This window comes from Streptomyces sp. NPDC001532, assembly GCF_040298625.1.
In the GTDB taxonomy this organism is placed as follows: domain Bacteria; phylum Actinomycetota; class Actinomycetes; order Streptomycetales; family Streptomycetaceae; genus Streptomyces.
Genome location: NZ_JBEPAL010000001.1, coordinates 1 through 19,239, shown reverse-complemented (window position 1 = coordinate 19,239; position 19,239 = coordinate 1). Strand labels below are relative to the sequence as shown.

Genomic DNA, 19,239 nt, shown 5'->3' with positions numbered 1-19,239 from the left:
ATGTCACCGGGTCCCCGTAGACTTCACGCGTGGCAGGACGGATCAACGACGAGGACGTGAAGGCGGTACGGGACGCGGTCCCGATCGACGCCGTCGTCTCCGAGTACCTCCAGCTGCGCAACGCGGGCGGCGGCAACCTCAAGGGGCTGTGCCCGTTCCACGACGAGAAGTCGCCGTCCTTCCAGGTCAGCCCGAGCAAGGGACTCTTCCACTGCTTCGGCTGCCAGGAGGGCGGCGACACCATCACCTTCGTGATGAAGGTCGACCACCTCACCTTCTCCGAGGCGGTCGAACGCCTGGCCGCCCAGGCCGGCATCACCCTGCGCTACGAGGAGGGCGGGTACAACCCCTCCCACCAGCGCGGCGAGCGCATCCGCCTGGTCGAGGCCCACAAGATCGCCGCCGAGTGGTACGCGGAACAGCTCGCCACCAGCCCCGAGGCCGACACCGGCCGGATCTTCCTCGCCGAGCGCGGCTTCGACCAGGCCGCCGCCGTCCACTTCGGCGTCGGCTACAGCCCGCAGGGCTGGGACCACCTCACCCGCTATCTGCGCGGCAAGGGCTTCAGCGACAAGGAGCTGATCCTCTCCGGCCTCTCCCAGGAGGGCCGCCGCGGCCCCATCGACCGCTTCCGCGGCCGGCTGATGTGGCCCATCCGCGACATCGGCGGCGAGGTCGTCGGCTTCGGCGCCCGCAAGCTCTACGAGGCGGACACCGGCCCCAAGTACCTCAACACCCCCGAGACCGCGATCTACAAGAAGTCGCAGGTGCTGTACGGCATCGACCTGGCGAAGAAGGACATCGCCAAGTCGTCCCGCGCGGTCGTGGTCGAGGGCTACACCGACGTCATGGCCTGCCACCTCGCCGGGGTGACCACCGCGATCGCCACCTGCGGCACCGCCTTCGGCGGCGACCACATCAAGATCCTGCGCCGGCTGCTCATGGACAACGGCTCGGCCCGCGTGATCTTCACCTTCGACGGCGACGCGGCCGGCCAGAAGGCCGCCCTGCGCGCCTTCGAGGACGACCAGAAGTTCGCCGCCGAGACGTACATCGCCATCGCCCCCGACGGCATGGACCCCTGCGACCTGCGCCTGGCCAAGGGCGACGACGCGGTCGCCGACCTCGTCCAGCCCCGCACCCCGCTCTTCGAGTTCGCCCTGCGCCAGATCGTCACCCGCTACGACCTCGACACCCCGGCGGGCCGGGCCGCCGCGCTAGACGAGGCCGCGCCGATCGTCGCCCGCATCAAGAACAGCGGCGCCCAGCACGAGGTCGCCGTGCAGCTCGCGGGCATGCTCGGCATCCTCGACACCCAGTTCGTGGTCAAGCGGGTGGCGCAGCTGGCCCGTTGGGCGCGCGACCGGGGCGGCAAGGGCCCCGCCCCCGCCGGCGGCCCCCGGCAGCCCTACGACGCCGCCCCGCGGCCCCAGGCGTCCGGCCCCGCCCTCACCCTGCGCAACCCGGTCTACGCCACCGAACGCGAACTGCTCAAACTCGCCCTCCAGCGCCCCGAACTGGTCTCCCCGGCCTTCGACGCGTACGGCGTCGACGAGTTCACCGCCGCCCCCTACGCCGCCGTCCGCCAGGCCATCCTCGACGCGGGCGGCGCCGAGTACGGCGTGCGGGACCCGCAGGAGTACCTGGTCCGGGTCCGCGAGGCGGCCCCCGACGACACGGTTCGCGCCATGGTCACCGAGCTGGCCGTCGAGGCGATCATGCGCCGCACGGTCGACGAGGCGTACGCGGGAGAACAGCTGGTCTGGGTCCGCCGCCGCGCCGTCGACCGGCGCATCCAGGACGTCCAGTCCACCCTGACCCGCCTCGGCACCGGCGGCGACCCGGCCCAGCTGGCCGCCGTGCAGAACGAACTGTGGGTCCTCCAGCAGTACGGCCAGGCCCTGCGCGAGCACGGCGCCGCCGCGCTGTAGCCGCGCTCGCTTCCGTAATCGCGCGGTCACGCACCGGACTCAAAAAGTCCGCGCACGCCCCTCGTGGCGGAGATGTGTCGTACTCCACACTGGGTGGCGGTGCCTGAGTCCTCGGAGCGCGGCCGATCCGTCCCCCACGGGTCCCTCACCCCCGCGGTTCCGCTCAACGCGTACGGGACGGACAGCGGCAAGGCCGCCGACTCCGCCCCCCAAGCAGCGCTGCCGTACGCCTCAGCAGCGATCACCCTGGAGGTCGCCCCCGTGCAGACCCAGACCCTCGTCCAGACCGACAGCCCCACCGCCGCGGAGCCGGACGCGGACCCGGACGCACTGATGGCCGTGCCGCCGCAGAACCGTGCCGCGCACCATCCGGAGAACGAACCGGAAGCGCCAGCCGACGCCGTCGGGACCGAACCCGGACCGGAGACCGAACCCGAGACCGAACCGGAGACCGAACCGGTCGAGCCGGCACCGGGGCGGGTCGTCGACACCGGCGGGCCCTCCTCCGACCTGTTCCGGCAGTACCTGCGCGAGATCGGGCGGATCCCGCTGCTCACCGCCGCCGAGGAGGTCGAACTCGCCCGCCGCGTCGAGGCCGGGCTGTTCGCCGAGGAGAAACTGCTCAACACCCCCGACCTGGACACCCGGTTGGCGCTCGACCTGGACCGGCTGGTCGTCATGGGGCGGATGGCCAAGCGCCGGCTGATCGAGGCGAACCTGCGGCTGGTGGTGTCCGTCGCCAAGCGGTACGTCGGCCGCGGGCTGACCATGCTCGACCTGGTGCAGGAGGGCAACCTCGGGCTCATCAGGGCCGTCGAGAAGTTCGACTACGCCCGCGGCTACAAGTTCTCCACCTACGCCACCTGGTGGATCCGCCAGGCCATGTCCCGGGCCCTCGCCGACCAGGCCCGCACCATCCGCGTCCCGGTCCACGTGGTCGAGCTGATCAACCGGGTCGTCCGCGTCCAGCGCCGCATGCTCCAGGAGCGCGGCTACGAACCCACCTCCGAGGAGGTCGCCGCCCACCTCGACCTGCCGCCCGAACGGGTCGGCGAGGTGCTGCGGCTCGCCCAGGAACCCGTCTCCCTGCACGCCCCGGTCGGCGAGGAGGACGATGTCGCGCTCGGCGACCTGATCGAGGACGGCGACGCCGCCTCGCCGGTGGAGTCCGCCGCGTTCCTGCTGCTCAGGGAGCACCTGGAGGCGGTGCTGTCCACGCTCGGCGAGCGCGAGCGCAAGGTCGTGCAACTGCGCTACGGGCTGGCGGACGGCCGGCCGCGCACCCTGGAGGAGATAGGGCGCATCTTCGGCGTGACCCGCGAACGCATCCGCCAGATCGAGTCCAAGACCCTCAACAAGCTGCGCGACCACGCCTTCGCGGACCAGCTGCGCGGCTACCTGGACTGACGGGCGAAGGCCGCTCCCCGCCGGGAGCGGCCTCCCGCGGTCAGTCGACCTCCGCGACTGCCTGCGCGAACTGCGCCTGGTACAGCCGCGCGTACGCCCCGTCCGCCGCCAGCAGCTCGGTGTGCGAGCCCTGTTCGACGATCGAGCCGTTCTCCATCACCAGGATGGTGTCGGCGTCCCGGATGGTCGACAGCCGGTGCGCGATGACGAACGACGTCCGCCCGTGCGCCAGTTTGGCCATCGCCTTCTGGATCAGCACCTCGGTGCGGGTGTCGACGGAGCTGGTCGCCTCGTCGAGGACCAGGATCACCGGGTCGGACAGGAACGCCCGCGCGATGGTGATGAGCTGCTTCTCACCGGCGCTGACCCCGCTGCCCTCGTCGTCGATCACGGTGTCGTAGCCGTCGGGCAGGGTGCGGATGAACCGGTCGGCGTGCGCGGCCCGCGCCGCCTCCTCGATCTCGCCGCGGGTGACCTCTCGCGCCGCGCCGTACGCGATGTTCTCCGCGATGGTGCCGCCGAACAGCCAGGTGTCCTGGAGCACCATGCCGATCCGGGAGCGCAGTTCGTCTCGCGACATCGCGGCGACGTCGACGCCGTCCAGGGTGATCCGCCCGCCGGACACGTCGTAGAACCGCATCAGCAGATTGACCAGCGTGGTCTTGCCCGCGCCCGTCGGACCGACGATCGCCACCGTCCGCCCCGGTTCCACGGTCAGCGTCAGATCCTCGATCAGCGGCTTCTCGGGGTCGTACCGGAAGGACACGCCCTCCAGCGCGACCCGCCCGCGCAGCTCCTTCGGCCGGACCCCCGGCACTGGGTTTGCCGACTGTTCCTCGGCGTCGAGGAGTTCGAAGATCCGCTCGGCCGAGGCCACCCCGGACTGCACCAGGTTCGCCATCGACGCGATCTGCGTCAGCGGCATGGAGAACTGCCGCGAGTACTGGATGAACGCCTGCACATCGCCGATCGACAGCGACCCGGAGGCCACCCGCAGCCCGCCGACCACCGCGACCAGCACATAGTTCAGATTGGAGACGAACATCATCAGCGGCTGCATGATGCCGCTGTTGAACTGCGCCTTGAACCCGGCCTCGTACAGCGCGTCGTTCTGCTCGGCGAACTGCCGCGCCGACTCCTCCTGCCGCCCGAACACCTTCACCAGGGTGTGCCCGGTGTACATCTCCTCGATGTGCGCGTTGAGCGTGCCGGTGGAGCGCCACTGCTGCACGAAGTGCGGCTGCGACCGCTTGCCGACGATCGTCGCCACGTACAGCGACAGCGGGACCGTCACCAGCGCGACCAGCGCCAGGATCCACGACACCCAGAACATCATCGCCAGCACGCCGATGATGGTCAGCAGCGAGTTGATCAGCTGGCCCATCGACTGCTGGAGGGTCTGCCCGATGTTGTCGATGTCGTTGGTCGCCCGCGACAGCACCTCACCGCGCTGCCGCTTGTCGAAGTACGACAGCGGCAGCCGCGACAGCTTCGTCTGCACGTCCTCGCGCATCCGGTACATCGTCCGGTTCACGGCCCGGTTCACCAGCCGCGTCGCCACCGCCATCAGCAGACCGGCGACCACGAACACGACGAGTGCGAACAGCAGCACGTTGCCGACGGCGGTGAAGTCGATGCCCTCGCCGGGCGTGAAGTCGGTGCTGCGCAGCATGTCGGCGACCTCGCCGTCGCCGCGCGCCCGCATCGCCTCCAGCGCCTGCTCCTTGGTGACGCCGGGCTCCATCTGCCGCCCGACGATGCCGGAGAAGACCAGGTCGGTGGCCTCACCGAGGATCTTCGGACCGGCCACCGACAGGCCGACGCTGACCAGCACGCACAGCAGCAGCGTGTAGATGGTCAGCCGCTCCGGCTGGAACCGGGCGACCAGCCGGCGGCCCGACACCTTGAAGTCCAGCGAGCGGTGATCGGGTCCGCCCCCGGCCATCATCCGCCCCATGGGCCCGGCCATCAGGCGGCCTCCGCTTCCGTCAGCTGGGAGAGCACGATCTCCCGGTAGGTCTCGTTGTCCGCCATCAGCTCGTGGTGCCGGCCGGTGCCGACCACCCGGCCCTCGTCGAGGACGACGATCCGGTCGGCGTCGCGGATGGTGGCCACCCGCTGGGCGACGATCACCACGGTCGCCTCGGCGGTCTCCCGGGCGAGCGCGGCACGCAGCGCCGCGTCGGTGGCGTAGTCGAGGGCGGAGAAGGAGTCGTCGAAGAGGTAGATCTCCGGCCGCTGGACGAGGGTCCGGGCGATCGCCAGACGCTGCCGCTGACCGCCGGACACATTGGTGCCGCCCTGGGCGATGGGCGAGTCCAGCCCGTTTTCCAGCCGCTCCACGAACTCCTTGGCCTGCGCCACCTCCAGCGCCTGCCACAGCTCCTCGTCGGTGGCGTCCGGGTTGCCGTAGCGCAGGTTGGTGGCGACCGTGCCCGCGAACAGGTACGGCTTCTGTGGGACCAGTCCGACCGTGCGGGCCAGCAGCTCCGGGTCGACGGAGCGCACGTCCACGCCGTCGACCAGGACCTCGCCGTCGGTCGCGTCGAACAGCCGCGGCACCAGGCCGAGCAGGGTGGACTTGCCGCTGCCCGTCGAGCCGATCACCGCAGTGGTCTCGCCGGGCCGGGCGACGACGTCGACGGCCCTGAGCACCGGCTCCTCGGCGCCCGGGTAGCGGAAACCGGCGCCGCGGATCTCCAGATGGCCGTGCCGGCGCAGCTCTGTCACCGGAGCCGACGGCGGCACCACGCTCGACGAGGTGTCCAGCACCTCCTGGATCCGCTCGGCGCAGACCTCCGCGCGCGGCACCATCATGAACATGAAGGTGGCCATCATCACGGACATCACGATCTGCATCAGATAGGCGAGGAACGCCGTCAGATCACCGATCTGCATCCCGCCGCTGTCGATGCGGTGCGCGCCGAACCACACCACCGCGATCGACGAGAGGTTCACCACCGTCATCACGATCGGGAACATCAGCGCGAGAAGGTTTCCGGTGCCCAGCGACATCGCGGTCAGTTCGCCGTTCGCCTTCCGGAAGCGCTGCTCCTCGTACTCGTCGCGGACGAAGGCGCGGATCACCCGGTTGCCGGTGATCTGCTCGCGCAGCACCCGGTTCACGGTGTCCAGCCGCTCCTGCATGGTCCGGAACAGCGGCCGCAGCCGCCGCACGATCAACGTCACACAGATGCCCAGCACGGGCACCACCGCGACCAGCACCGAGGACAGCGGCACGTCCAGGCCCAGCGCCAGCACGATGCCGCCCACGCACATGATCGGCGCCGACACCATCAGCGTGAACGTCATCAGGGCCAGCATCTGCACCTGCTGGACGTCGTTGGTCGTCCGGGTGATCAGCGAGGGCGCGCCGAAGTGGCCCACCTCGCGCGCCGAGAAGGACTGCACCCGGTCGAAGACGGCGGCCCGCACGTCCCGCCCGAGCGCCGCGGCCGTCCGGGCACCGTAGTAGACGGCACCGATGTTGCAGACGACCTGGGCCAGCGAGATGCCGATCATCAGGGCGCCGAAGGACAGGATGTAACCGGTGTCGCCGTGCACGACACCGTTGTCGATGATGTCCGCGTTCAGGGTCGGCAGGTAGAGCGTCGCGCAGGTCTGCAGGAACTGCAGCAGCACCAGCACGGTGATGGGTTTTCGGTAGGGCCTCAGATGGGTCCGCAGGAGTCGTATGAGCACGCTGGGTCTCTCGGGGTCGGCGACAGGGGCGGTTGGTTGCCCCTGGCCCCTATCGTCGAACACTCCACCCGCGTTACCTCAACCGATTAACGCGCCCGGCGGGCCGCTATGCCCGGAAGGCCCCCGGATGGGTCTGCTCCCGCACCGACACGAACTGCTGCCGCACCGCCTGCCCCACCGCCAGCTCCTCGCCGGGCTCCAGGACCTGCGCCACCGCGCCCTGCCAGGCCGGCGGGTTCCGCGGGTCCAGCGCCCCCTGTGACACCCCGAGCGCCCAGGCGGCCTGCCGGGCCGCGCCGATCGCCGCGTAGTCCGCCGGCTGCGGTACGACCACCTGCGCGCCGAACAGCGAGGGCGCCGAGGCCTGGACGGCGGGCAGCTCGGCGGCCGGCCCCAGCAGGAAGATCCGCCGCACCTCCACGCCCCGCCCGCGCAGCACGTCCAGCGCGTCGGCGAGCCCGCACAGCATGCCCTCGAACGCGGCCCGCGCCAGATGCTCCGGCTTCATCGACTCACGCCGCAGTCCCGTCAGCGTGCCCGCGGTGTGCGGCAGCGCCGGCGTCCGCTCGCCCTCCAGATAGGGCAGCAGCACCAGCCCGTGGGCGCCCGGCGTCGACTTCATCGCCAGGTCGGACAGGCTCTCCAGGTCCGGCAGACCGAGGAGTTCGGCGGTGCCGCGCAGGGTGCGCACCGCGTTCAGGGTGGTGACCACCGGCAGATGCATGCCGGTCGCGTCGGCCAGCGAGGTGATCATCCCGCTCTGGTCGTGCAGCGCCTCGGGGTGGACGGCCATCACCGATCCGGAGGCCCCGAGCGAGACGACGGCGTCACCGAAGCCGAGCCCCAGTCCGAACGCGGCGGCCATGGTCTCGCCGGTCCCGGCGGAGATCAGCAGCCCCTCCGGAGTCGTACCGGCCGCCTCCGACGGTCCGATCACCTCGGGCAGCATCACCTGGTGGCCGAGGGCCAGCTCGACCAGATCGGGACGGTAGCCGCCGGTGGCGGCGGACCAGTAGCCGGTGCCCGAGGCGCCGCCGCGGTCGGTGGTCCGGCGCACCGGCCGGCCCAGCAGCTGCCACACCAGCCAGTCGTGCGCCTGGAGCAGTACGGCGGTGCGCGCCGCGGCCTCCGGCTCGGTCTTCGCCAGCCAGCGCAGTTTGGTCACCGGCTGCGCGGCCTGCGGGACACAGCCCACGGCCTGCGCCCAGGCCTCGCGGCCGCCGAGCGCGTCCACGAGGTCGGCGGCCGCGACCTGGGCCCGCTTGTCCCCGCCGACCATCGCCGGCCGGACGGTGCCGCCCTGGGCGTCCAGCGGCACCAGGGCGTTCTGCTGCGCGGACACGCCGATCGCCTGCACGCCCTCCAGCAGTCCGCCGCCGGCCGCCTCCCCGAGGGAGAGCAGCCAGGCCTGCGGATCCACATCGCTGGGCCGTCCGCCGTCGGCGCCCTCCACCGGATGCGGTGCGTAGCCCTGCCGCAGCACGGCCCCCGTGTCCGTGTCGCAGACGACGATACGAGTGAAATCGGGCGAACTGTCCAACCCGGCGACTATCCCCATGCGCAAATTCTGCCGTACCGCCGGGCCCTGCCGGGGCGGAGGGCGCCCCGGGAGTGATCAGGTGTTGCTCGTGCCCCAGTCGTCCTCGCCGCCGTTGTGGGCGCTGCGCACCCGCAGCGAGCGGACGCGGTGCGCGACCGACTCGGGCATCCGGTCGCCGACCTTGTCGCTGACCACGTGATACGCCTTGCCCGCGAACTGGCGCCCCTGCTGGGCGGCGCTCTCGGCGGTGTTGCGCACGGCGGGGTTCTGCGCGATCTGCTGGGCCGACTTCTTCAGCCTCTCGTAGCGCTCGCGCCCGGCCTTTGAGCCCAGCACGTAACCCACGGCGAGTCCGACGGCGAACGTGAGCCGGTAGCGCATGGCTGCCACCCTTCCCTTGCGTAGTCCCTGGCACGGTTTCGGTACGGGCGGCGGAGCGCCCGGGATACCGATTGGCGGAGCACCCCCCTGCTTGCGCTAATGTATGTGTCGCAGCGAGCGAGCGCCCCCTGGCGGATACCCAGGTAGGTACGTTCGATGCAACGAGGCATTCCTCCGTAGCTCAATTGGCAGAGCAGCCGGCTGTTAACCGGCAGGTTACTGGTTCGAGTCCAGTCGGGGGAGCTCGGTCCTCCGTAGCTCAATTGGCAGAGCAGCCGGCTGTTAACCGGCAGGTTACTGGTTCGAGTCCAGTCGGGGGAGCATGCTGAACGAGGACCCTTCGGGGTCCTTTTTCATGCCCGGGGGAACCGCTCGGACCGCGCCGGAGTCCTCATGGTCGTGCGAAGCCGACCATCCGGAGCAGGAGATCGTATGAGCGGCTATGCTGCGGCAGACGGCGCGCACAAATGTGCGCGACGCGCCGTAAGGGGCGGTAGCTCAGCCGGTTAGAGCAGCGGACTCATAATCCGTCGGCCGTGGGTTCGAGTCCCACCCGCCCCACTCGCGGTTCTTCGAGAAGAACCGTTTCTAGCTGCTGTGACGCAGCGCCTCGGAGGGGTCGGTCCCTTGACCGCGGACGCGGGCCACGGCTTTGCGCAGGGCGGTGTCCAGCTCCTCGGGAGGGGTCGCGGAGGCGTCCTCGGCGCTCGCCCTGACCGTCGCCGCGACCGTGCGCAGCTTGGTGTTGGAGAGCTGGGAGGCCTCGCGCAGGATGTCCCAGGCCTCTTCCGAGGTGCAGGCATGAGTGGCCATCAGCACACCGCGGGCCTGGTCGATCACCGGCCGGGTCGCCATCGCCCGCCGCAGCTGCTCGACCTCCTCGCACAGCTCCCAGAAGTCCTTCGGCTGGCCGCTCCAGTTCACCGCCGCCACCGGGATCGCGTGCCGCTCGCCGTGGTCGCGCAGCAGCTCCAGGAACTCGCGGCCCGCGGTGTCCATGAACACCACGCCCGACATGTCCAGCTCGATCCGGCGGGTGGTGTCCGGCAGCCGGGACAGGGCCTCGGCCAGCGCCTCGGCGCACCCGCGGACGAGTTCACCGCGCGCGAACAGTCTCGCCCTGCCGGAGAGGTCGGTGCGGCCTTCGATGATCAGCGGGTTCGACTCGGCAGTCCTCACAACCGTCCTCGACTCCAGCGTTGTCGTCCGTTCGGCTCAACCTTGGCGTCCGTCCTCGTGACATCGTGCGCCTTCCCGGCGTATCGCGCGGTACACCCGTGCGGAGCCGGATGGCGAGGAATGAGCGACCGCCGCGCGGGGTACGTGCGTGGATGTCCGGAAGCGTGGGGAGACGGTGTGGAGCTGACGGTGTCCCCGCTGGCCGAGTGGCGCGGGGTACGGGCGGCGGGAGAGGTCGGCCTGGGGACGCGCGACATCTGGGAGAGCGCGCTGGAGCGCGTCGTGCAGGGCCCCGAGGAGGTGTGCCATCTGGAGCTGTCCGCCCTGACGTTCGTCGACGTCGCCGGAGCGGTAGCGTTGGCAGCCGCCGCCCGGCGCCTGCCCGGCGGCCGGCGGCTGGTACTGCACCGACCGCCACCCACGCTGCGCCGGACCCTGGAGCTGTTCTGGCCCGACCTGCCGGCGATCGAAGTGTCGACGGCGGAGGTGTCGATCTCATGAGTGCCGATGCCTTGGGTACCGGAGCAGGGGAGACCGGGGACGTGCGCGACGACGGCCTGCCGGACGACCCGTTCGTCCACCCCGCCCTCTTCTACGGCGACGAGGACGAGTACCTCGCGGCCACCGTCCCCTTCGTCCTCGACGGCCTGACCGCCGGCGAACCGGTCGCGGTGGCCGTGCCCGGGGAACGGCTGGACCTGCTGCGGGACGCCCTCGGCGAGGCGGCCGCCGGGGTCAGGATGCTGGACATGCGCCAGGCGGGCCGCAATCCCGGCCGCATCATCCCCGGCGTGCTGCGCGACTTCGCCGACGCCCACCCCGCCGACCGCCGGGTGCGGATCATCGGCGAGCCGATCTGGACGGGCCGCAGCACCACCGAGTACCCGGCCTGCGCCCAGCACGAGGCACTGATCAACGCCGTCTTCACCGGCCGCCGGGTGACCATCCTGTGCCCGTACGACCGCAACCGCCTCGCGCCCGAGGTGCTCGCCGACGCCCACGCCACCCATCCGACGATCGTGGACGCGGGGACCGGGCCCGAGGGGCGGATCAGCGCCGGGTACGACCCCGACGGTGTCGTCGCCCGCCACAACCTGCCGCTGCCCGTCGTCCCGGACGCCCTCGCCTTCCGGTACGACAGCGAGTCCCTGCCGGTGGCCCGGCACACCGTCACCGACGCCGGCGCGCGCCTCGGCCTCACCGGCACCCGCCTGGGCGACCTGGCCCTGGCCACCGCCGAGCTGACCACCAACAGCGTGGTGCACGGGGGCGGGACGGGCGTCGTGCGGGTGTGGGCGGAGGACGGCTATGTGGTGTGCGAGGTGCGCGACGAGGGGCGGCTCACCAACCCGCTCGCCGGCCGGCTGCCCGCCTCCCGGGACCAGCGGGGCGGCCGCGGACTGCTGCTGGTGAACCTGATCGCCGACCTGGTGCGGCTGCACACGGGTGAGACGGGCACGACGGTGCGCTGCTGGTTCGCCGTCTGAGCGCGGGCGTACCCGGCGGGCCGGCCGCCGTCAGTTGCTCAGCGGGTCCAGCACCAGCGGCTCGATCTTGCCCTCCAGCATGGCGCCCAGCCCCTGCACGGCGCACACGTCGGGCCGTTCCGCGATGTGCACCGGCATCCCGGTGGCCTGCCGCAGCATCTGGTCCAGGCCCGGCAGCAGCGCGCTGCCGCCGACCATCATGATGCCGCGGTCGGCGAGGTCGGCCACCAGGTCCGGCGGGCAGTCCCGCAGCACCTTGCCGATGCCGTCGAGCACGGCGGTCAGCGGGGTCTGGATGGCGTCCCGCACGGCGGCGGTGTCCACCTGCACCGAACGCGCCAGACCGGTGGCGACGTCCCGGCCGTGGATCTCCGTGGACGCCGGGCCCTGCGGGGTGAGGCCGTTGCCGGACAGGGCCAGCTGGAGCGGCCGCACCGACTGGCTGGGCAGCACCAGCTCGTGCTCGTGGCGCAGGAGCTGCACGATCGCGTGGTCGACCGCCTCGCCGCCCACCGGGATCCGCTCGGCGGTCACGATCGACCCGAGGGACAGCACCGCGACCTGCGTCGCGGCGGCTCCGCACACCAGGACCATCGTCGCCTCGGGCTGCTCCACGGGCAGTCCGCAGCCCACGGCGGCCGCGATCAGCGTGTCCACCAGCTCCACCCGGCGGGCGCCCAGGCCGACCAGGGTCTCGATGGTGGCCCGCTGTGCCAGCGGGTCCGCGTCGTGCGGGGTGCAGGCGGCGGCCCGCAGCCGGGGCCTGCGGCGCAGACTGCGGCGGATCTTGTCGCCGAGGAGATGGCGGAGCATGCGCTGGGCCATCTCGATGTCGACGACCGTGCCGCCGGAGACCGGCCGCACGACACGGATGTAGTCGGGGGTGCGGCCCGTCATCTTCTCGGCGAACTCGCCGACCGCGATCAGCGCGCCGGTCCGCGTGTTCACGGCGGCGGCGGACGGCTGGTCGACGACGAGCCCGGCGCCCCTGACGTAGACCCGTGTCCTCGCCGCGCCCAGGTCGACGGCGAAATGGCAGCGGCGCAGCTGCTCCAGACTGGCGGTCATGGCAGGTCCTCCCGAGGCACAGACCGTGGGCCGCCGGGCGGCGGGCCTCCCTCGCATCGTGCGCGGGCGGAGGTGGGGCCGCCTGCTGGAGAGGGCCGGGCGAGGCGCCACCGAACGGGTGTTTTCGCCTCCGTACCCGCGTGTGCTCCGCGCCGGGCGGCCGGCAGCGGTCACAGTGCCGAGGCCGCGTCCAGCAGCGGACCCAGCGACGGGACGGTCACCTCGCAGCCCGCCTCCCGCAGTTGCCGCTCGACGGTCGGATTGCGGGCCAGGCCCACGAAACGCAGCCCGAGCCGCCGGGCCGCCGCGGCCTCCGCGGGCGAGGCACCGATCAGCACCCCGGCCTCGACCGGTGCCCCGGCGCGGCGCAGCGCGCGCAGCAGCCGGTCCGGATCGGGCATCAGACGGGCCAGGTCCTCGTCGCGGCCGTGGACGCCGTCCAGCGGCAGCCGGTGCGACTCCAGATAGCGGTGCACGGCCGCCGCGCCGACGTCCGTGACCACGTCCACGCCGCGCCCCGCCGCGCGCAGGGCCCGGATCAGGGGGACGCAGTGGTGGGTGGCGGGCGCGTGCCGCACGGCCGCCAGCTCCACCTCGTCCAGACGGCGGCGCAGCACCGGGCCGAGCCGGTCGTGCGCGAAGGCGCGCAGCACGTCCAGCGGGTGCACGGCCCCCTCCCGCACCGCCTCGACGGCCAGTCGGCGACCGGTCAGCGCGTCCTCGGGATCGCGGTGCTCGCCGACCAGCCGGAGCAGGTCGAGCGCGGCCTCGCGGGCCGCCGCCGCCGAGTACAGCCGGGCGATCGGCCCGTCGAAGCCGATCAGCACGGTCTCGGCGGCGGCGAGCAGTCCCGGCAGCGAGCCGGACTCCGCGGGCCGGGCCGGTGCCGCCGCCCGCTCCGGCGCCAGCCGCACCGAGCACGTCACCGCCAGTCCCGGCAGCGGCCGCCCGAGCGGCTTCGCGTTCACCGCGCGCTCGGCACCGGCCGCCCGGCGCAGCGGATGCCGGCGGGTGATCGCCGCCGCATGGTCGCGCACCCGCGCCAGCAGCGCCTCGGCGACGCCGGTCAGCCCCGCGCGGACGAAGGCGACCGGGTCGGCCACCCGCCAGGACAGATCCACGGCGGCGCTGAAGTCGCCCTTGCCGGAACTGGGCAGGACCAGCTCGCCGTGCGCCTGATGAGTGGTCAGGTCGACCTCGTAGTACGTCGCCACCCGCGGCCGGTTCCCGCCGTACGGGATGGCCACCGCCGGGTCGAGCAGGGTCGGCGGGCCGTCGGCGGCCAGGTGCACGACGGCGGTGCGGCCGGGGGCGGGGATGCCGAGGTCGCGCGGATCGGGGGTGGTGAACGGCCCGCGCACCAGGTCCCGCTCCTCGTCGTCGGGAGGCGACAGCCGGCAGTGCCAGGCGACGGGCGCGGCATCCGGCGCGGGCCCGAAGAGCGGGTGGAAGCGTTCCCGGCGCAGGGCCGCGGAACTGCCCGCGTACTCCTCGTACAGCGCGGGCGGTACGGCGACGAGGACGGCGGCGGCCGGTCGCTCCGGGACGGCCGCGCCGCGGAACGCCACCCGCAGGCGCGGCGGGTCGCGCAGTTCGGCGAAGGCGCCGGGCAGCGTGCGCAGGACGGCGACCAGGACCGGCAGGAGGTAGGCGGCGGGGTCGGCGCGCACCAGGTAGCCGTCGGCGCGGGCGATCACCTCGTACTGGTGCCGGGCGAGGGAGCCGCGGGTCAGGATGTCGTGCACGGCGACCTCCAGGGCGACGCGGGCCTCGGGGCGGCCGGTGAGGTCACCGGCGGTGAAGGCGATCGTGGCGGGTTCGGGTGCGGGCGTGGGCTCGGGTGCGCGCTCGGGTGTGCGCTCGGGTGCGGAGGTGAGCGCGGGTGTCGGCTCGGGTGCGGGTGCGGCTGCGGGTTCCGGTGCGGCGAGCAGGTCCAGCAAGGTGCGGCGCAGCGTGCGGAGTTCGGCGCGGACGGCCCGGGCGGCCGGTCCTGGCACGTCCTTCAGCGGCTCGCCCCGCCACAGCTCCAGCGCGGCCCGCGCCCGCTCCCGGGCGCGACGGAGGTCGCCGGCGCCGTGGGCGTCGCCGGCCTCGTCGGCCAGCCGCCGGAAGCGGAGCACGTCGACGTCGTCGGCGTCGACGTCCAGGACCCAGCCGCCGTCGGCGCGCGCGAGCCGCGGGCCGAGGTCCGGCAGCAGCCGTTCGGCGTGGACGTCCGCGAGCTCGTGCGCCTGCTGCTGGAAGAAGGCCCCCTCCCACAGCCCGCCGGCCACCTCGCGCAGTGCGACGGGGCGGCCGGGGCGGAGCGCCAGCAGGGCGAGCACGCCCTGCTCCTCGCCGTCCACGGCGACCCGGCGGCGGCCGCGGGTGACCAGCAGCGGGCCGAGGAGGGACACCGTGAGAGTGCCGTCCTGCCGCTCGGCCAGGTGACGCAGCCGGTCCGCGCCGCGCTCCTGGGTCTCGGGGAGGGCGGAGGCGAGTTCCGTGACCGCGGTGTCCAGCTCGTCGGCGAGCGGGGCGGAGAGCTGCTCGCGCCGGTACAGCGAGGAGGTGATGACTCCCAGGGAGCGCAGGTCCTCCGCCCGGCTCCCGGTACCGACGGAGAGGCCGTCGAGACAGGTGAGCACCGGACCGCGCGCGGTGAGGAGAATCTGCGAGGCGTCGAGCCCCCCGTGCGGGCGGCCGTGCGCGTGCAGGGCGTCGAGGGCTTCGACGAGCGGCGGCAGCAGCGCGGTGAGCCGGGCCGCCGACAGACCGCCCGGGTCGCGCTCGGCCAGGTCCGGCAGCGGGAGCCCGTCGACGTACTCCCGTACGAGATAGGTGAATCCGTCCGCGACGCCGTAGTCCTGGACCGCCGCGATCCCGGGGTGGCGGACCGCCGTGAGTCTCCGGGCCACCTCGGTGAAGTCCTCGCGGTCCCAGATCAGCGGGCTGTGGCGGCGCACCAGGACCCGCTCGTCGTCCTTGCGGACGTCCTCGGCGAGCCAGTTCGCGCCCGCCGTCCCCACCCTCTCGAGCAGCCGGTACCGCCCGGCGAACAGCTCCCCGGCCGGCCGGCCGGCCAGCCGCCGTACGCTCTCCGCGCTGACCGCGGCGAACGCCTCGCCGTCCACAGCGGCCTCGGTGCCCCGCGCGGACGGGGTCGCCGCGCGGAACTCGCCCGGCGCCCGGCCCGCCGCCGTGTCGATCAGCGCGCCGACGCGCGTCACGAGTTCGGTGGTGCGGCCCCGGGCCGTGCGCGGCACGCTGCGCAGCAGCAGTTCGGCGACGCCGGGGCGGAAGCGGTAGCTGCCGGGCGGGCCGGGCGCGGTGGTGAGCATGCCGCTGAGGATCACCTCGGCCAGGTGCTGGGGCCGCGGCCGCGGTTCGACGGCGGCCTGGACCAGCCGCATCACGGGCAGGTCCGGGCGGCCCACGGCCAGGTGACCGGCGAGGCGGAACGCCTCCGGGGAGGCCGTCTCCCGGAAACGCAGGACCAGTTCCTCCGGCGAGAGCCGCGCGACGTCCGTGCGGTCGTCGGCGTCGGCCGGCAGCGGACGGCCGAGCACGCCGACGGCGGCCGGGACCTCGCGGCGGCCCGGCGCGGTGAGCAGCGCCGCCCAGTTCGCCAGCCAGCGCGGTGCCGGCTCCAGCACCGGCAGCACGAGCGACCGTCCGGCGGCGCGCGGGTCCGGGGTCTCGTACGGCGTGAACGTCAGCGCCGCCGCGGGGGCCGCCGGATGCGGTGCGGACAGCCGGCCCGCCACCGTGGGCAGCGCGGTGTCCCGCCACAGGTGCTCCGGCAGGGGCTGGACGACGGCCAGGGGCATCCGGCGCGCCCAGCCGCGCAGGGTGGTGTGCCAGCGGGTGCCGGCGGGACCCTCCCGCCACTGCGGGCCCATGCAGTCGCTGATCAGCAGGGTGACCGTGCGGCCGTCGGCGGGGCCCTGCGCGGCCTGACCGCGGACCGTGCCGTCGGGTCCGGCGCGGTACAGGGACACCGTGCGGAAGAGCCCCGACCGGGCCAGCGCGGTGTGCAGTTCGCGGACCAGGGGCCGCCAGACCGGCATCGTGGGCCCGGCGTCGTGGACCAGGTTCAGGCGCAGCCAGCGCTCCCGGACCGGGCGCAGCACCGGCAGCCACCACTCGGGGGCGGCGCCCAGCCGGGCGATGCGGTCGGCGGTCGCCCGCTCGTCCGGTTCCCGGCCGGTGGGCGAGTCGACCCGGCGGCCCAGCGGGCGCAGGGCGCGTTGCAGGGGCAGCGGGTGGGGCAGCATCGGCGGTGCGGGCGCCAGCAGCGAGGTGTGCGGCGCGGTCGCGGTGCCGGGCGCCGGTTCGGGGGCGGGCAGATGCAGCGGGGCACGGCCGGCTTCGGCCTCGGCGCCGGGCGCGGGGTCCGCCGCGGGCGCCGGGTCCGCGGCCGGTCGCGGTGCCGGGTGGTCGGGCGGCCGGGGCGGTGACGGCGGTCGCTCCGGCCGCTCGGCGGGCGGCGGGGGCGGGTGCGGTCCGCGGTGGTCCGGGTCCGTCATGTGCCGGGCCAGCCAGAGCAGTTCGGCCAGTTCCAGCGGTGCCGGGCGGGGGCCGCCGGACGCCTCGGCCAGCACGTCGGCCAGGCGGGCCACGGCTGCCGGGAGTTCCGACGGCTCAGAAGACATCGCTCTGCGGACCCTGGCCCAGGTGCGGCATCAGCCGTTCCGCCAGCGCGTCCAGGGACGAGGCGTCCAGATCGGCGGTGCGGGACAGGTAGATGGCGTTCAGCAGCTGGTCGGTGGCCAGGTCGCCGACGCTCGCCCGGGACAGGAAGCGTTCGATGAGACGCTGGGCGGGACCGTCGGGCTCGCCCAGGTGGGCGCGGACGATCTCCGTGAGGTGCCGGTCGTCGGGCTGCCGCAGCTCCAGGGTGACGCACCGGCGCAGGAAGGCGGGCGGGAACTCGCGTTCGCCGTTGCTGGTGAGGACGACGAACGGGAAGGCCCGGCAGCGGACCCGGCCGCGCTCCACCGGCACCCGCTCGTCGGTGCCGTCGGCCATCACCTCGGCCCGGCCCGCCGGTGTGTCCCGGGCGGTGCGCACCAGTTCGGGGATCTCGTACTGGCCCTCCTCCAGGACGTTCAGCAGGTCGTTGGGCAGGTCGAGGTCGCTCTTGTCGATCTCGTCGATGAGCAGGGCGCGGGGGCGGGCGTAGGGGAGCAGGGCGGTGCCGAGCGGGCCGAGCCGCAGGTGGTTCTCGATGCCGGCGTCCGCCTGCGGTGCCTGCCGGGCCGCGTACAGGCGGGAGAGCGGGTCGTACTGGTAGAGGCCGTCGTTCAGGGTGCTGCGGCTGGTGATGTTCCAGCGCAGCACCGGGCCGAGCCGCAGCTCCCGGGCCACCGCGTACGCCAGCGAGGACTTCCCGGTGCCGGGCGGGCCGGTGACCAGCAGCGGGCGGCGCAGGTAGAGGGCCGCGTTGACCAGCTGCACCGCCTCCTCGGTGGCCCGGTAGGTCGCGGCGCGGTGCGCGCGGTCGGGCGAGACGGCGGCGGTGTCGGCGGACTCGTCCGGGACCCGCAGCACCGGCCCGCCGTCGAAGGCACGCCACGGCGGGGGCGGCGGCAGCCGGTCGACGCCGTCGTGCGGCTTCTCGGTACCGGTGTAGACGGGCCACAGGGGCATGGGCGCTTCTTCTCCGATGGTCATACGTGTTGTCGTACGTGCTGTCGTGCGGGCGGTTCAGGCGACGGGTGAGCGCAGGCTCGCGGCGGGCTCGGGGAAGCAGCGCGGGTCGTCCCACAGCAGCTGGAGGTCCGCCGCCCAGTGCTCCTCCGGCTCGTCGGCGGCGTCCGCCGTCAGCCGCAGTTCCTGGAGGTGCCGGGGGAGTTCGAGGGGCGGTACGCCGGTGAGGGACTCGGTCAGCCGGTCCAGGAACGCGGTGCCGGAGCACGGGTCGCAGGTCCCCGGGCCGGGGCAGCCGGTGCGGCGCCACAGCAGCACCGGCACCGGGACGGTGAGCGAGACCACGAAGTGCTCCCCGGCCGCCGTGGGCGGGGACGCGAAGCCCGCGAGCGGGGCGTCAGCGTCCCACAGCCGCTTGCGCAGCCCGGCCGGGCGCTCGGGAGTGCCGCACTCGACGCGGTGCACGGCGGCGCTCGGGGACGCGTCGAGCTTCTGCCACCTCTTGTGCAGCTGGTGGCGCAGCCGGCCCTTGCGGTACCGGGCCCGGTCGGTGACCACGAGCGGGTAGGCGCAGCCCAGCGGAGTGCTGTCGTCCGGGCTGCACTCCCAGCGGGCCACCGGCTCGTTCAGCCAGGCGCGGGGCAGTACGAACGTCACCAGTTCCTCTGCGTCGGGCGAGAGCTGGGCCACGGCCTCGTCGAGGCGCTGCTGGACGTAGGACCGCACCGCGGTGTGCGGCAGCCGGCCGGCCGCGACGGGCCGCCGCCGGCCGTCGCGGTACGCGGACACCTCGACGGTGACCTGGTCGGCCCCGGCGCCGCTGTGGTCGATGTCGACCACCACCGGCGACCAGGCCGGCGGCCGCGGGGCGGGCGCGCGGGGCGCCGGCGCCCCCCCGCGCGGGGACGCCCCG

General features: G+C 73.6%; 13 protein-coding genes and 3 tRNA genes. 7 read left to right on the top strand and 9 right to left on the bottom strand.

Annotated elements, in window-relative coordinates; genetic code table 11:
• Positions 1-29 precede the first annotated feature (29 nt).
• Both dnaG and ABT232_RS00075 read left to right on the top strand, forming a co-directional pair.
• A complete protein-coding gene (gene dnaG, locus ABT232_RS00080; protein ID WP_351833587.1) occupies positions 30-1,931 on the top strand; it encodes a DNA primase in 1,902 nt (633 codons plus the stop codon).
• A gap of 99 nt (positions 1,932-2,030) precedes the next feature.
• Positions 2,031-3,338: an RNA polymerase sigma factor gene (locus tag ABT232_RS00075; RefSeq protein ID WP_351833584.1), complete on the top strand. Its 1,308-nt coding sequence runs from the start codon at positions 2,031-2,033 to the stop codon at positions 3,336-3,338.
• Positions 3,339-3,378: 40 nt separating this feature from the next.
• Here ABT232_RS00075 and ABT232_RS00070 read toward each other — a convergent pair whose 3' ends face one another.
• The 4 genes from ABT232_RS00070 to ABT232_RS00055 all read right to left on the bottom strand — a co-directional run bounded on the left by ABT232_RS00070 (position 3,379) and on the right by ABT232_RS00055 (position 8,961).
• The gene (locus ABT232_RS00070; RefSeq protein WP_351833581.1) at positions 3,379-5,307 is read right to left on the bottom strand and encodes an ABC transporter ATP-binding protein; all 1,929 of its coding nucleotides are present in this window, start codon (positions 5,305-5,307) and stop codon (positions 3,379-3,381) included.
• On the bottom strand, positions 5,307-7,040 hold the full coding sequence (locus ABT232_RS00065; RefSeq protein WP_351833579.1) for an ABC transporter ATP-binding protein: 1,734 nt from the start codon (positions 7,038-7,040) through the stop codon (positions 5,307-5,309). The genes ABT232_RS00070 and ABT232_RS00065 overlap by 1 nt, the downstream gene beginning before the upstream one ends.
• 106 nt (positions 7,041-7,146) lie before the next feature.
• Positions 7,147-8,598, bottom strand: a complete 1,452-nt coding sequence (locus ABT232_RS00060) for an FGGY family carbohydrate kinase (RefSeq protein WP_351833576.1) — start codon at positions 8,596-8,598, stop codon at positions 7,147-7,149.
• A gap of 57 nt (positions 8,599-8,655) precedes the next feature.
• Entirely contained in the window at positions 8,656-8,961 is a 306-nt protein-coding gene (locus ABT232_RS00055; protein ID WP_351833574.1) for a YtxH domain-containing protein, read from the bottom strand.
• Between the two features lie 170 nt (positions 8,962-9,131).
• Here ABT232_RS00055 and ABT232_RS00050 point away from each other — a divergent pair.
• The 3 genes from ABT232_RS00050 (at position 9,132) to ABT232_RS00040 (ending at position 9,522) form a co-directional block, all read left to right on the top strand.
• Positions 9,132-9,204: transfer RNA gene (locus tag ABT232_RS00050), tRNA-Asn, on the top strand.
• Between the two features lie 5 nt (positions 9,205-9,209).
• Positions 9,210-9,282 (top strand) — tRNA-Asn (locus tag ABT232_RS00045).
• 166 nt (positions 9,283-9,448) lie between these two features.
• Positions 9,449-9,522 (top strand) — tRNA-Ile (locus ABT232_RS00040).
• Between the two features lie 27 nt (positions 9,523-9,549).
• Here the strand turns inward: ABT232_RS00040 and ABT232_RS00035 are convergent.
• Entirely contained in the window at positions 9,550-10,140 is a 591-nt protein-coding gene (locus ABT232_RS00035; RefSeq protein WP_351833571.1) for an ANTAR domain-containing protein, read from the bottom strand.
• Positions 10,141-10,317: 177 nt separating this feature from the next.
• On the opposite strand from ABT232_RS00035, the gene ABT232_RS00030 reads away from it, so the two are divergent.
• A complete protein-coding gene (locus ABT232_RS00030) occupies positions 10,318-10,641 on the top strand; it encodes an STAS domain-containing protein (RefSeq protein WP_351833569.1) in 324 nt (107 codons plus the stop codon).
• Positions 10,638-11,627 (top strand): anti-sigma factor RsbA family regulatory protein, encoded by a 990-nt coding sequence (locus ABT232_RS00025; RefSeq protein ID WP_351833567.1) that lies wholly within the window; start codon positions 10,638-10,640, stop codon positions 11,625-11,627. The genes ABT232_RS00030 and ABT232_RS00025 overlap by 4 nt, the downstream gene beginning before the upstream one ends.
• A gap of 30 nt (positions 11,628-11,657) precedes the next feature.
• On the opposite strand, the gene ABT232_RS00020 is transcribed toward ABT232_RS00025, so the two are convergent.
• The 4 genes from ABT232_RS00020 to ABT232_RS00005 form a co-directional block, all read right to left on the bottom strand.
• Positions 11,658-12,695, bottom strand: a complete 1,038-nt coding sequence (locus tag ABT232_RS00020) for a rod shape-determining protein (protein WP_351833566.1) — start codon at positions 12,693-12,695, stop codon at positions 11,658-11,660.
• A gap of 170 nt (positions 12,696-12,865) precedes the next feature.
• Positions 12,866-17,329: an SAV_2336 N-terminal domain-related protein gene (locus tag ABT232_RS00015; RefSeq protein WP_351833564.1), complete on the bottom strand. Its 4,464-nt coding sequence runs from the start codon at positions 17,327-17,329 to the stop codon at positions 12,866-12,868.
• On the bottom strand, positions 17,319-18,326 hold the full coding sequence (locus ABT232_RS00010) for an AAA family ATPase (RefSeq protein ID WP_351833563.1): 1,008 nt from the start codon (positions 18,324-18,326) through the stop codon (positions 17,319-17,321). The genes ABT232_RS00015 and ABT232_RS00010 overlap by 11 nt, the downstream gene beginning before the upstream one ends.
• 57 nt (positions 18,327-18,383) lie before the next feature.
• Positions 18,384-19,239 (bottom strand): VMAP-C domain-containing protein (locus tag ABT232_RS00005; protein WP_502975301.1); only part of this gene is annotated, 856 nt, incomplete at its 5' end.

Bases quoted from the DNA above. Each gene is read 5' to 3' on its own strand.
- ABT232_RS00010 (WP_351833563.1), bottom strand. From the start codon at position 18,326: ATGCCCCTGTGGCCCGTCTACACCGGTACCGAGAAGCCGCACGACGGC.
- ABT232_RS00055 (WP_351833574.1), bottom strand. From the start codon at position 8,961: ATGCGCTACCGGCTCACGTTCGCCGTCGGACTCGCCGTGGGTTACGTG.
- ABT232_RS00025 (WP_351833567.1), top strand. From the start codon at position 10,638: ATGAGTGCCGATGCCTTGGGTACCGGAGCAGGGGAGACCGGGGACGTG.
- ABT232_RS00020 (WP_351833566.1), bottom strand. From the start codon at position 12,695: ATGACCGCCAGTCTGGAGCAGCTGCGCCGCTGCCATTTCGCCGTCGAC.
- ABT232_RS00070 (WP_351833581.1), bottom strand. From the start codon at position 5,307: ATGGCCGGGCCCATGGGGCGGATGATGGCCGGGGGCGGACCCGATCAC.
- ABT232_RS00015 (WP_351833564.1), bottom strand. From the start codon at position 17,329: ATGTCTTCTGAGCCGTCGGAACTCCCGGCAGCCGTGGCCCGCCTGGCC.
- ABT232_RS00060 (WP_351833576.1), bottom strand. From the start codon at position 8,598: ATGGGGATAGTCGCCGGGTTGGACAGTTCGCCCGATTTCACTCGTATC.